The sequence below is a fragment of the Acinetobacter sp. ANC 4973 genome (assembly GCF_002135275.1).
In the GTDB taxonomy this organism is placed as follows: Bacteria; Pseudomonadota; Gammaproteobacteria; order Pseudomonadales; family Moraxellaceae; genus Acinetobacter; species Acinetobacter kyonggiensis.
Genome location: NZ_NEGM01000008.1, coordinates 68,521 through 81,284, shown reverse-complemented (window position 1 = coordinate 81,284; position 12,764 = coordinate 68,521). Strand labels below are relative to the sequence as shown.

Sequence of the window (12,764 nt, the reverse complement as noted above, 5' to 3'; positions counted from 1 at the left end):
AAGCTAAATTAAATTGCCAGTCAGTTAATAGCCTTTTGCGCTATCTTTATCGCTACCTGACATACCTGTGGTTGTATTGTTTGGTGTTGCTGGCTGAGCTGAAGGATTAGGAGCTGCATCAGTGGCTGATGGCGCTCTATCTGCAAACATATAGGCAAGTAATGCAATAAAGAAAATACCAATAAGAATTAAAATATATACAGGTACTCTTTTCTTGTGCGTTTTTTCTTCTGCACTAATGACATGAGGTGGTTTATTAAAATCATGTGTCATAAGTTTTCCCCTCTATTTTTAAATATTCTCCCTCGTAATTTTATGCTAACAATAATTATTGCGCTGTTGTGTATAAAAGCATAGTGAGATGGTGAGTACATGTAAATTTCTAAAGTTATCCAAAAAACATAACCCCTCATCGCGTTTAAAAAGAATATTCAAAAACAGTTTCAAACTCTACGCCAAGAAAAATAAATCACGCAAAGGCTGATCTTTTATAAGGAATAAAGATGAACAATGCTTTTGCTGCTGAAAAAGCGAAAATGAGCTATAATTATGCACCTTGTTTTTCATGCTGCTTAACTTTATGGCGTATCGTCAACAATCTGTAACGCTTGATTTGGACACTGATGTCACTCATCAATGTTGCTTGCATTACACTCGTGATGAACATCTAATTGGTATTATTGAATTTAACAAACCAAGCTATGTACTCAAATGGGGTGACTTGGAATATTTTCGCCGCCGTACTGAAGAATTTTCAGTGATGCCTTTTCCCGAATGCATCAATGCAATGGTAATTGATATTCGTAATATTGCACCCTTTTTAGACAATGAAGTGCCAATCATTCCTTGGCGCTTATTAGAAGAAGAATGTCCAATTCGTTTGGTTGTCCCGCAAGATCGTCTTGAGCATTATTCAGGGCTATTTGAACCAACATGGCTCACAGCCGATGTCGAAACTGCCATTCAAGAAATTCGTGAATATATCGATATGTTCGTGCATTAAAAATGAATAAAAAATCCCTCACTATTAGAGTAATGCCAGTCAGTTTCTTAACTGACTGGCATTTTATTTTTTAAATTCATAATGTTATTCGACACGCGGAAACGTCATCCGCAACTGTTCGAGGCAAAACTATTTTAAAAAGTAAGGTTTCTGCGATTTATTAATCAATAAAAGGTATTTGGCGAGTTTTGCGGTGAGGCGCACTGCGCCGCAAGATGCCTTTCTTGCGAAGCTCTGCTTCTCATTTGGGCTTATCCAAAGTAATAGATGAGCTCCAAGTTTTTGATTTAAAAAATATAAGACTCCGTCATGAACAACTAAGGACTTTATTTCTAAAACCCTTAACTGACTGGCATTACACCATTAGAGGGATTTTTTAGGTCAGAATTTTTACCAATAATTTTCAACCGCAATATTACCTTCACCACGTCGATTCATAATTAAACCACGAGCTTTCAAGGCTTCTTTGGTGTCCTCCACCATTTGCGGATTACCACACAGCATCACATGACTGCTTTCGGTATTGAATTGTAATCCAACTGCTTTTTCTAATTCACCATTTTCAATCAGCACAGGTAGGCGATCATGTAATGCTGCATTGGGATCACGGGTGATAATTGGCACAAATTTAAAGCCACTATGCCCTTCACCAAAAGTTGCTGCAATTTCCTCAATACGTGTTGCATAAGCCAGTTCGGATGCAGTACGGACACTATAAACCAGATTGATTTTTTTATATTTTGACCACGTGTCAAAATCTTGCAGCATAGAAATAAAAGGTGCTAAACCTGTCCCCGTTGCCAATAACCATAAATCATGCGGTAAAGGCAATTGATAACGTGTCAGTGTTAAAAATCCATATGGAATTTTTTCTAGGTACAGTTCATCGCCAACCTGTAAGTGCTGTAAATTCGAGGTAAATGCACCATCAGGCACTACAATTGAAAAGAATTCCAAGGTTTCATCGAAAGGTGATGACACCACGGAATAAGCCCGAACCACCAGTTCATCTCCCACTTTTAAACCAATACGCGCAAACTGCCCTGCGGTAAATTTAAAATGTGCAGGTCGTGTCAGGGTAAAACTGAATAAGGTATTGGTCCAACGATGTACAGATAAGACTTTTTCTAAGCTAAATTTTTCAATTGACATGATTTCAACGTGGCATGAAAGACTGCGCTCATGGTAGCATGCCAACATAATTTATTAATATTTTTTAAATGTTAAGGCTCTATTCATGCGCATGACTTTACGCCAGTTGGCTGTTTTTGTAGCAGTCGCCCAAGAAGGCACAGTAACCAAAGCCAGTGATGCCGTAAAACTCACTCAAAGTGCCGCAAGTATGGCTTTAGCAGACTTAGAAGATGGCTTAGGTGCTCCACTGTTTGACCGCTTAGGTAAGCGTCTACAATTGAATGATTTAGGTCGTTATCTATTGCCACAAGCATTAGAAATTTTAGGTCGTTGTGATGCATTCGAACAGGCAGCCAAAGGCGAGTTACAAAGTATTGACTTAAGACTGGGTGCCACACTGACCATCAGTGATTACCTAATGCCTGATCTCATGGCAGACTTCTTACAGGTTCAACCACAAGCACATTTGCAACTTCAAGTCGGCAATACTCGCCAAATGATTGAAGCGGTAAATCAATTCCAGTTGGATTTAGCACTGATTGAAGGTTCATGCCATTTACCGCAGTTGCAGTGTATTCACTGGCGCGATGATGAACTTGCAGTGTGTTGTTCACCCAATCATCCACTGGCACAACTCGGACGTCCACTGACCCCTGCTGACTTTGAATCTGTTGTTATACAGTGGATTTTACGGGAAGAAGGTTCAGGTACACGTGAAGTTTTTGATAATGCGATTCTAAAAGATTTACCCGATGCCAATATCCGTTTGACTCTTGGTCATAATGAAGCGATTCTGAAAATTGTCGCAGGTGGGATTGGCATGTCCTGTATTTCTAAACTCGCCATTGAACCTTTACTTGAAAAAGGTCAGTTGGTGATTTTAGAGACACCTTTCTGGCAACTGACCCGTCCTTTATTTATGCTAGTTCATCGTCAAAAGTATCAAGGGCCGGGGTTAAAAGCTTTTATGAAATTCTGTGAAAAATAAGAAATTATGATTGTAAAAAAGTGCCTAGATGGCTAATGCCAGTCAGTTAAGGATTTTAGAAATAAAATCCTTAATTTTTAGTTGTTCATGACGGAGTCTTATATTTTTTAAATCAAATACTTGGAGCTCATCTATTACTTTGGATAAGCCCAAAGTAATCAAAGGCATTTGTCATCCGCAAAACTCGCCAAATCCCTTTTGTTGATTAATAAATCACAGAAACCTTACTTTTTTAAAATAGGTTTGCCTCGAACAGTTGCGGATGACATTTCTGCGTATCGAATAAAATCATGAATTTAAAAAATAAAATGCCAGTCAATTTCTTAACTGACTGGCATCACCTAGATGGCGCTTTTTTACATTTTAAGAATTACCAACGTGAATCATTTTCACAAGGCTCTACATCATTATTACCATCCATTTTTGTTCCTGGACAATTACTTACAAACCAACGGGCTTCTTCTCTAGAGTTCATTTGACCACAATGGATTCGACCATCACAACGATAACCATTCGGATTTGAATCAATAGGCTGTGTAACTATGGTCTGTGCAGGAGCAATAGCAGGCTGTTGAGCAAGATGCCAACGCTGATATTTACCATACACCATATACGCTAAACCCACGATGATTACGAAACCAATGATCGTCGTGAATAATCCGCTAACCGGCTTTGCTTGTTTAGCCTTTGAACGATCTCGATGTGAACGATTAGCTTGAGCTCGACTTTGCGGCGTATGCGTAACCGACTCAATTTTAAACTCTAAACGAACAATCTGATCAGCTTTGAGTTTTCCACCCTCTTCCACAATGCTAAACTTTAAGTTCTCCCCCTATTCTAGGTTCAACACTTTGATTGGGAAAATCTTTAATATGAAAAAATAAATCTTTTCTCTGCCCTTCAATCTCGATAAAACCAAAACCGCGTTCTTCATTATAGGTTTTGATTTTCCCCTCAACAAACATAAGTCACTCTTAATGTTTAAATCTTATGTCGAGAATTGTAATAAAAAAAGCACCTTAATGGCACTTTTTAATGAGTATTTCAAGCATCTAAATAAAACACTTAGATGACGAAAATTTATTTAATCAACGTTTGAAGTTTGATAACAATGCTGTTGAAATGGCTTCATTGTGTTCCAATATTTTTTTCTGTTTAGTTTTAGCTGGATTTGGATCAACACGCTCAATACGTGTAGCTTTCAACTTCTCGCCATTTTCTTCAAGCACAAATTTTACTTTTTCATTGCGTTTTGGCTCAACCTCTGTGGCAGTGGCGAAATCTGAGATATGGAAAAATATATCTTCGCCTGCCATTGAAATAAAACCGAATCCTTTTTCAGGATTGTATTTGAATACTTTGCCGAATCTATATTCTAATTTCATGAACTTTACTCTAATCTGTAAACGCTATTAGGACAGTATATAAAAAAGAGGCTTTAAAAGCCCCCTTTTTGATCAAATTCAAAAATTAGTCTTTTTGAACTGAACCAAAGATTTTATCGCCAGCATCACCCAGACCTGGAACGATATAACCATGTTCATTCAAACCATCATCAATCGATGCAGTAAAGATAATCACATCAGGATGTGCAGTCTCAACACGTTTAATCCCTTCGGGTGCAGCAACCAATACCATCACACGAATATCTTTACAGCCACTTGCTTTTAATACGTCAATCGCGGCAACCAGTGATGAACCTGTTGCTAACATTGGGTCAATAATCATCGCCAGACGGTTTTGAACATCAGGCACTAATTTTTTATAATAAGTACGTGCTTCTAATGTTTTTTCGTCGCGCTCTAAACCCAATACAGAGACTTTTGCGCTTGGAATCAGGTTTAAAAAACCATCCAACATACCAATACCGGCACGTAAAATGGGTACAACAGTAATCTTTTTACCCACAATGCGGTCTACAGTCACTTTACCATTCCAACCATCAATTTCATGGTCACATACGGGTAAATCTTTGGTGGCTTCGTAAGTCAGAAGCATCGTGACTTCTTGTGCTAACTCGCGGAAATTTTTTGTACTAATGTCTGCACGGCGTAACAAACCAAGTTTATGGCGAATAAGCGGATGTCGGATTTCATGAATAGCCACGGGAGAACACCTAAAAGATGAAATAAAAATTTATCCTAGTATAAATGTTTTTTATAGTGCTTATAAACTAAAAAGCCCCCTAAGTAAGGAAGCTTTTTAGTAAAAAATAATCGTTTTTTTAGATTACTGTTGCGAAAGCATGAAATGTAATGGAGATAAAATTTCTGCTTGAAGCGCTAACTTAATGATTGGATCTGGATAAATACCGATCACCAATACCGCTAATGCCGCAGCAAGTACCATAATACCACCCACTTTTTGACCCCAATGTTTATCAGCATCAATACGTGGTATTTCTGGTGCAGTCATGTACATCACAATCATTACACGAAGGTAATAGTACAAACCAATACCTGAACCCACCACAATCATTGCAGCAAGGAACCAATGTTGCGTTGTAACCGCAGCCATCACCACCAAGAACTTACCAATGAAGCCGGCAGTCAATGGAATACCTGCAAGAGACAACATCATCACAGTCAAGGTTGCAGTCAGTACTGGACGACGCCAGAACAAACCACGGTAATCCGCTAAACTTTGTGCTTCATCCGCATTGTTATACGGACTCGACATTAAGGCTACCGCACCGAAAGCACCAAGCGTTGTAAGCACATAAGTAATGACATATACCGTTACGTTACCAAGGCTTGCATAAGTCATGCTGATTAAACCAATCAACAAATAACCAAAGTGTGCAATTGAAGAGTAACCCAAAATACGTTTCAAGTTGACTTGACGTACTGCAAGGAAGTTACCCACCAAAATTGAAAGCACCGCAAGAATCGTAATGATGGTTACGATAGAATCAACCAAGATTGCACCTGACGTTAATAAATAACGTACAAACAAACCAATGGTTGCCACTTTAGCCGCAGTCGCAAGGAATGTTGCGATTGGCGCTGGTGCACCTGCATAAACGTCTGGTGTCCATTTATGAAATGGCGCAAGCGATAATTTAAATGCTACAGCAAAGATGATTAAGCCTAAACCTAAAACCACCATTGGCTGGTGAATCGCTTGCATTAGTGCTTGAACATTGTCATAGAAAGACAACGAACCCGTATAAGCATAGATATATGCCATGCCCATCAACAACATTGCCGAAGCAGTGGCTGAAAGAACAAGGTATTTAATGCCCGCTTCTAAAGATTGCGAACGTTGATGCGTATATGCCAACAAACCGTATACAGGAATCGACATTAACTCAAGGCTAATGAAGAATGATGCATAGTGAGAGCTTGAAACCATTAACATCGCACCCGCAACCGAACACAACATTAAGATGTAAAGTTCTTCACGGTTATCGTTATAGCTTTCAATATAAGCATGCGACAACGTACAGCAAGCAAGTGCCGCAACTAAAATCACCAATTGATAAAGCAAGCTAAATGGATCGACCATAAACATGCCCATCACGTTCGCTGGTGCAAAAGCACCACCGAACATGGCCAACAAAATGTAGGCCGCAGCAAGGTTTAAGCCAACCACAGATGCTGTTGCAATTAAATCGTGGTTACGTTTAATTGACGTAAGAATCATCACAACGACCGCAGTTAAAGCTACGATCATCACAGGAGCTAATGGCATAAGTTCAGAAAATGACATTGTGAAGTTCATGCTTATTGGATCTCCACATTTTCGAGTTGAGTGGTTGCTTGTTGTACAACCTCAACCGTCTCTTGAACTGGGATATAGCTATTTGCCAACCACGCCATGCTTGAATTTGAAATATCAAGGAAGCTTTGTGGGAAAATACCAAGCCAAAGTAGACCAAACGCACAAATGAGCAAAATAACAATTTCACGTGCATTTAAGTCTTTCAATGGATTTGTATAATGCTGTTTTTGCTCTTCATTTGGCGTACCAAACAATGCTTTATGAATTAGGATTAAGCCATAAAGACCTGCTAAGACTAAGCTGATTGCAGCCAAAATAGTAAAGGTCGGGAATTTACCGAATGAACCCATAAGTATGAGGAATTCACCAATAAAGTTACCTAAGCCTGGAATACCAACAAGCGCAGCGACAAAGAACATGAGGAAGAATGAAAGGTATTGGAATTGACCACGAATACCACCCATTTGACGCAAGTCACGTGTATGTAAACGCTCGTACACTTGACCACACATAATGAACAACGCAGCAGAGGATAAACCATGTGCCAACATCATAATCATTAAGCCTTGGAACGTCAGAATATTACCTGCGTAAAGCGCAAGTAAAACAAAGCCCATGTGCGAAATAGAAGTATAAGCAAGTAAGCGTTTCATATCGGTTTGTTGGAAAGCACACCAAGCACCGTAGAAAACACCAATTAAACCTAAGATGATCGCGATGTCTGCAAATTGTGCAGAAGCCGCTGGGAAGAACGGAATAACAAAACGCAGTAAACCGTATGCAGCGGTCTTAATCAAGATACCCGCTAAGTCAACAGAACCGGCTGTTGGTGCTTGAGCATGTGCATCTGGTAACCAACCATGCAATGGAAACACTGGAAGTTTCACAGCGAAACCAATAAACATACAAATCATCAAGGCATAGGCCACTGATGGTAATTGCGCATCAAGCGTATTCGCCACACCTAACAAGTAGTTGTAATCGAATCCAATCATGCCTGTCATCATGTAACCGTAAACCACAAGGCCTAGGATACCGATCAGCATGATTAAACCCGCGACTTGGGTATAGATAAAGAATTTGGTTGCAGCATAAACACGAGATTTACCATCTGCGCCTTTATGACCCCAAAGTGCAATCAAGAAATAGATTGGTACTAGCATCATCTCCCAGAAGAAGAAGAACAAGAACAAATCAATTGCTAAGAATACACCGATCACCCCACCTAAAGACCATAAAAGGTTCAGGTGGAAGAAGCCAACATTCTTTTGAATTTCACCCCATGAACAACCTACTGCAAGTACACCCAGTAATGCAGTCAAGCCAACCATAAGCAGTGAAAGACCATCCACCGCTAAGTGAATGTTAATGCCGAGAGTTTGAATCCAAGGCACCATGAATTCGGCAGACCAAGTCGGAACTTTAGCGCCTAATTCATACGTAAATGTACCTGTTTGCCAAAGCGCGATCGTTAAGCCCAAAGTAATGAGCATACCGAATAATGCGATATAGCGTGGTAAATACTGGTCAAATTTATCAACCAACCAGCAAATAAAACCTGCAATGAACGGTACGAGGATCAGCGCGGGTAAAATCCAATTGTTTGTGATTTCCATCTTATTTCCCCACGACCTGAATCACGATCAAGATCATCAGTAATACTACGACACCAAGTGACATACTTGATGCGTATTCACGCAATGAACCTGTTTGACGCGAGCTGGTGAAGCTATGACCACTTTTAACAATGGCAGGAAGCACTAACCACAAACCATCAATCGGATCACGACCTAGAATTTTCGCAATCAGCAAATATGGTTTCACAAATACGATGTTATACAAGGCATCGAAACCAAGTGCATTACGACAGATATTAACAAGACCAGCACCCAATGAAGTTTGAGCAAAACCTTTCACTGCATTATAAGCAAATACAAATAAGATGATGCCAACCACCAGACCTGCCAGTGCAATACCTACAGCTGTGTGCTCTGCACCATGTACCCCTGCTTCAAGCGCTTCAGGAATAACAAATGCTGGAATTTTTGCAGCGTTTAGAATCGCTTCGACTGGTGCTTTTAAGAAGTAAGCTAAGCCTGTTGAAAGTACAGCCAAAATCGCCAAAGGAGCCCAATAAGTCGCACCTTTAATTGCGTGATATGGCGTATTTTCTTTACCAAAGAATACCACCCAAATTAAGCGGAATGTATAAATTGAGGTTAAGAATGCACCTGCAACACCCGTCCAATATAAACAGTTATATACTGGAAGATTTGCAATATGACCTTGCGCCCAAACTGCGCCAAGAATGGCATCTTTTGAGAAGAAGCCAACGGTTAAGAATGGAATCGCGGCCAATGCACCACCACCAATGGCGAAGCAAGCAAACAAGAATTTGTTATGTTTAAACAAGCCACCCATTTTGAAGATGTTTTGTTCGTGATGGTAAGCCAGAATCACCGCACCTGAAGAAAGGAACAATAACGCTTTAAAGAATGCATGAGCAAGCATGTGGAACAAACCTGCTTGGTAAGCTTCAGCACCAACAGCCATAAACATATAACCCAGCTGACTCATGGTTGAGTAAGCCAAAATACGTTTGATGTCTGTTTGAACCAATGCAGCAAAACCAGCCACAATCAATGTTACCGCACCCGTGATTGAGATAAACATCATCACTTCAGGAGTCATTTCCAACACTGAGAACATACGGCAGCACAGGTAAATACCTGCAGTTACCATTGTTGCAGCATGAATCAATGCAGAAACAGGTGTAGGACCTGCCATCGCATCGGCAAGCCATGTTTGTAATGGAATTTGCGCAGATTTACCTGCCGCACCCAAGAACAACATTAAAGATGTCCAGATCGCCAGTGAATGATCACCCGCTAATACTTGAGGTGCATTCGCAACGATTGTTCCAATATGCAAAGTACCAAATTGTTGGTAAAGCAAGAACAATGCAATCAGCAAGAATACGTCACCGACACGCGTTACGGTAAATGCTTTGATTGCAGCAAAACCATTTTCTGGGTTTTGGTAGTAGTAACCAATCAACAAGTATGAACACAGACCTACGCCTTCCCAACCCAAGAACAATAACGCTAAGTTATCGCCCAATACGAGAAGCAACATGCTTGCTACAAACAGGTTGAAATAAGAGAAGAAACGCGCGAAATCTTCTTCACCACGCATGTACCATGATGCAAAGATGTGGATGAGGAAACCGACACCCGTCACCATACCCATCATGAGTAATGATAAACCATCTAAATGTAAGCTCATGCCCGGTGCAAAACCACCGACATTGAACCAAGTCCACAGATGTTGAACTTGTGCCACTGAGCCATTTGCAACAAAGCCCATGCCAGCTATCAATGCAAATAAAGCAGATAAACCGACTGAACCGACCCCAATTATGGCTGCAACATTTTCAGGAAGCTTATTACGCCCTGCCGCTAAAAGGATAAAACCAATGAGCGGAAATAATACTGTTAAATATAAATAACTCATCCGCGCATCTCACTAGCAGCATCCACATCCAAATGATGGAAGCGATGGTAGAACTGAAGGACGATCGCAAGACCAATACATGCCTCAGCAGCAGCAAGGGTTAAAATCAAGATAAACATAATTTGTCCATCTGGTTGTAACCAAGCACTCCCCGCTAAAACAAACGCAAGTGCAGCTGCGTTCATCATAATTTCAAGGCTCATTAACATAAATAAGAGGTTGCGTCGCACCATTACACCGTAGAAACCAAGTGCAAAAAGAATGGTTGCAACGATCAAACCATGTTCTAAAGGGATGTTGCCCATTATTCTTTTTCCTTTTCTGCACTTGGTTCACGTTTACCTAAATGGAATGCTGCAACAAGGGCTGCAAGCAATAACATCGCGGCAACTTCAACCAATAGTAAATAGTGAGTAAAGAGCGCTTGACCAACAGCTTTAGGTCCAATCACTTCGGTGCCCATTACAGGACCAGCCGTGGTGTAATCTGAACCGAGCATCCAGACAAGCACTAAGCCCATCAGGAAACTCATTAATGCTGGGTACGCCCATGCAGATGAAGTGAGCCACTTACGTTCTTGCTCAACAGTATGTTGACCCAGATTCAGCATCATCACCACAAACACGAACAACACCATGATCGCGCCTGCATAAACAATAATTTCAAGCGCACCAGCAAATGGTGCACCCACGATCATAAATATTCCTGCAACTGCAAGAAGTGACACGATCAAGCTCAGTAATGCATGTACAGGATTCGCATTGGTGACAACACGAACCGTAGAGATAATGGCCACAAGTGCCATCAAATAAAATGGCCACATCATGGTAATAAGCTCCGTACGTCAACAGGCGCACTTTCACGTTGTGCTTGACCTTTCTCTTTACCTGTAACAGCCATACCCGTTACACGGTAGAAGTTATAGTCAGGATATTTACCAGGACCTGAAATGAGTAAGTTTTCTTTCTCATAAACCAAATCTTGACGAACGTATTCACCTAACTCGAAGTCAGGTGTCATCTGAATTGCAGTCGTTGGACATGCTTCTTCGCACATACCGCAGAAAATACAACGTGAGAAGTTGATACGGAAAAATTCCGGATACCAACGACCATCTTCTTTTTCAGCTTTTTGTAAAGAGATACAACCCACTGGACATGCAACTGCACACAGGTTACATGCAACGCAGCGCTCTTCACCATCTGGATCACGAGTCAATACAATACGACCACGAAAACGTGGCGGAACAATTTGTTCAGCTGGCACTTCTGGATATAAAATGGTGTCACGTTTACGTGTCACGTGGCTAAAAACCATCCACAATGAACGTACAATTGATCCGAATCCAGCTAGAATTTTATACATTTTGTACTCCTTGCTGTCCTAGGCCTGATTCATCAGAATCACAGCACCAGTCACCAACAAGTTGACCAACGCCAATGGCAAACAAATCTTCCAACCAAAGTTCATGACTTGGTCATAACGTGGGCGCATTAACGAGCCACGAGCCAAGACAAACATCATTACAAAGAATGCTGTTTTAATAATGAACCAGAATACGGGTGGAATAAATGGAATTTCTAAGTTGAATGGTGCGAGCCATCCACCGAAGAATAAAGTAACGATCAGTGCTGAAATAAGAACCACGTTGACATATTCTGCAACGAAGAACATCCCCCACTTCATACCACCGTATTCAACGTGATAACCTTCGGCCAATTCTTGTTCAGCTTCGGGTTGGTCAAATGGGTGACGATGCGTTACTGCAACACCTGCAACCACAAAGATTAAGAAACCTAAAAATTGAGGAATTACGAACCACACATCACGTTGTGCTTCTACAATTTCACGCATATTGAATGAACCCGCAATTGCGACCACACCCATCAATGAAATACCCAAAAACACTTCATAAGAAATGGTTTGCGCCGCAGAACGTAGACCACCCAATAACGCATATTTGTTATTAGACGCCCAACCACCGAACAGTACGGCATACACTGCAATACCTGCCATTGCCATAAAGAACAATAAGCCAATGCTCATGTCCGCAACGCCAAGCGTTGGGCTGACAGGAATCACCATAAATGACAGTACCGCAGTTGCCATGGCAACTGCTGGTGCTAAACGGAAAGTCAATTTGTCCGCAAATTTTGGTGTCCAATCTTCTTTGAACATGATTTTCAACATGTCAGCAACGATTTGGAACATGCCCCCAGGACCAACACGGTTTGGACCGTAACGGTCTTGCCATAATGCAAGTAAACGACGTTCGATAAATGACATCAACGCAGCGACAAGCACCACCACAAGCAAGATCACAATCGCTTGAATAACCGAGTAAGCGATTGGCCAGTTCTCAGCCCAAAGCGGTGTTTGACGTATAATTTCTTGATTCATGAA

Annotated in this window: 13 protein-coding genes and 1 pseudogene; 2 read left to right on the top strand and 12 right to left on the bottom strand. The window is 40.9% G+C overall.

Translation table 11 applies throughout. From position 1 onward, the window contains the following. Positions 1–24: 24 nt before the first annotated feature. Positions 25–273: a hypothetical protein gene (locus B9T30_RS11365; protein ID WP_086185085.1), complete on the bottom strand. Its 249-nt coding sequence runs from the start codon at positions 271–273 to the stop codon at positions 25–27. Between the two features lie 307 nt (positions 274–580). On the opposite strand from B9T30_RS11365, the gene B9T30_RS11360 reads away from it, so the two are divergent. Beyond that, positions 581–1,003 (top strand): hypothetical protein, encoded by a 423-nt coding sequence (locus tag B9T30_RS11360; RefSeq protein ID WP_034697336.1) that lies wholly within the window; start codon positions 581–583, stop codon positions 1,001–1,003. A 390-nt stretch (positions 1,004–1,393) separates the two neighbouring features. On the opposite strand, the gene B9T30_RS11355 is transcribed toward B9T30_RS11360, so the two are convergent. Beyond that, a complete protein-coding gene (locus B9T30_RS11355) occupies positions 1,394–2,155 on the bottom strand; it encodes a ferredoxin--NADP reductase (protein WP_086185084.1) in 762 nt (253 codons plus the stop codon). A gap of 85 nt (positions 2,156–2,240) precedes the next feature. On the opposite strand from B9T30_RS11355, the gene gigC reads away from it, so the two are divergent. Further along, the gene (gene gigC, locus B9T30_RS11350; RefSeq protein WP_086185083.1) at positions 2,241–3,125 is read left to right on the top strand and encodes a LysR family transcriptional regulator GigC; all 885 of its coding nucleotides are present in this window, start codon (positions 2,241–2,243) and stop codon (positions 3,123–3,125) included. Positions 3,126–3,495: 370 nt separating this feature from the next. Here the strand turns inward: gigC and B9T30_RS16505 are convergent. From B9T30_RS16505 to nuoH, 10 genes and pseudogenes are all read right to left on the bottom strand, one after another. Further along, positions 3,496–4,090 (bottom strand): annotated as a pseudogene (locus B9T30_RS16505) (cold shock domain-containing protein). A 123-nt stretch (positions 4,091–4,213) separates the two neighbouring features. Continuing rightward, complete coding sequence (locus B9T30_RS11340) at positions 4,214–4,510, bottom strand: cold shock domain-containing protein (RefSeq protein WP_086185082.1); 297 nt, start codon at positions 4,508–4,510, stop codon at positions 4,214–4,216. Between the two features lie 85 nt (positions 4,511–4,595). Then, positions 4,596–5,231: a uracil phosphoribosyltransferase gene (gene upp / locus B9T30_RS11335; protein ID WP_004651045.1), complete on the bottom strand. Its 636-nt coding sequence runs from the start codon at positions 5,229–5,231 to the stop codon at positions 4,596–4,598. A gap of 123 nt (positions 5,232–5,354) precedes the next feature. Next, positions 5,355–6,848 (bottom strand): NADH-quinone oxidoreductase subunit NuoN, encoded by a 1,494-nt coding sequence (nuoN, locus tag B9T30_RS11330; protein ID WP_086185081.1) that lies wholly within the window; start codon positions 6,846–6,848, stop codon positions 5,355–5,357. Between the two features lie 2 nt (positions 6,849–6,850). Next, complete coding sequence (nuoM, locus tag B9T30_RS11325) at positions 6,851–8,458, bottom strand: NADH-quinone oxidoreductase subunit M (protein WP_171259158.1); 1,608 nt, start codon at positions 8,456–8,458, stop codon at positions 6,851–6,853. Positions 8,459–8,465: 7 nt separating this feature from the next. Then, positions 8,466–10,361 (bottom strand): NADH-quinone oxidoreductase subunit L, encoded by a 1,896-nt coding sequence (gene nuoL, locus B9T30_RS11320; RefSeq protein ID WP_086185079.1) that lies wholly within the window; start codon positions 10,359–10,361, stop codon positions 8,466–8,468. Then, the gene (gene nuoK, locus B9T30_RS11315) at positions 10,358–10,666 is read right to left on the bottom strand and encodes an NADH-quinone oxidoreductase subunit NuoK (RefSeq protein ID WP_004651041.1); all 309 of its coding nucleotides are present in this window, start codon (positions 10,664–10,666) and stop codon (positions 10,358–10,360) included. The genes nuoL and nuoK overlap by 4 nt, the downstream gene beginning before the upstream one ends. Continuing rightward, the gene (nuoJ, locus tag B9T30_RS11310) at positions 10,666–11,184 is read right to left on the bottom strand and encodes an NADH-quinone oxidoreductase subunit J (protein ID WP_171259157.1); all 519 of its coding nucleotides are present in this window, start codon (positions 11,182–11,184) and stop codon (positions 10,666–10,668) included. The genes nuoK and nuoJ overlap by 1 nt, the downstream gene beginning before the upstream one ends. Next, entirely contained in the window at positions 11,184–11,726 is a 543-nt protein-coding gene (gene nuoI / locus B9T30_RS11305; protein ID WP_086164483.1) for an NADH-quinone oxidoreductase subunit NuoI, read from the bottom strand. Before nuoI ends, nuoJ begins: the two co-directional genes overlap by 1 nt. 18 nt (positions 11,727–11,744) lie before the next feature. After that, on the bottom strand, positions 11,745–12,761 hold the full coding sequence (nuoH, locus tag B9T30_RS11300; RefSeq protein ID WP_074945959.1) for an NADH-quinone oxidoreductase subunit NuoH: 1,017 nt from the start codon (positions 12,759–12,761) through the stop codon (positions 11,745–11,747). Positions 12,762–12,764: the final 3 nt, after the last annotated feature.

Excerpts from the sequence above, each read along its gene's own strand:
- B9T30_RS11365 (WP_086185085.1), bottom strand. The coding sequence starts at position 273 with ATGACACATGATTTTAATAAACCACCTCATGTCATTAGTGCAGAAGAA.
- B9T30_RS11360 (WP_034697336.1), top strand. The coding sequence starts at position 581 with ATGGCGTATCGTCAACAATCTGTAACGCTTGATTTGGACACTGATGTC.
- B9T30_RS11355 (WP_086185084.1), bottom strand. The coding sequence starts at position 2,155 with ATGTCAATTGAAAAATTTAGCTTAGAAAAAGTCTTATCTGTACATCGT.
- gigC (WP_086185083.1), top strand. The coding sequence starts at position 2,241 with ATGCGCATGACTTTACGCCAGTTGGCTGTTTTTGTAGCAGTCGCCCAA.
- B9T30_RS11340 (WP_086185082.1), bottom strand. The coding sequence starts at position 4,510 with ATGAAATTAGAATATAGATTCGGCAAAGTATTCAAATACAATCCTGAA.
- nuoN (WP_086185081.1), bottom strand. The coding sequence starts at position 6,848 with ATGAACTTCACAATGTCATTTTCTGAACTTATGCCATTAGCTCCTGTG.
- nuoL (WP_086185079.1), bottom strand. The coding sequence starts at position 10,361 with ATGAGTTATTTATATTTAACAGTATTATTTCCGCTCATTGGTTTTATC.
- nuoK (WP_004651041.1), bottom strand. The coding sequence starts at position 10,666 with ATGGGCAACATCCCTTTAGAACATGGTTTGATCGTTGCAACCATTCTT.
- nuoJ (WP_171259157.1), bottom strand. The coding sequence starts at position 11,184 with ATGTGGCCATTTTATTTGATGGCACTTGTGGCCATTATCTCTACGGTT.
- nuoI (WP_086164483.1), bottom strand. The coding sequence starts at position 11,726 with ATGTATAAAATTCTAGCTGGATTCGGATCAATTGTACGTTCATTGTGG.
- nuoH (WP_074945959.1), bottom strand. The coding sequence starts at position 12,761 with ATGAATCAAGAAATTATACGTCAAACACCGCTTTGGGCTGAGAACTGG.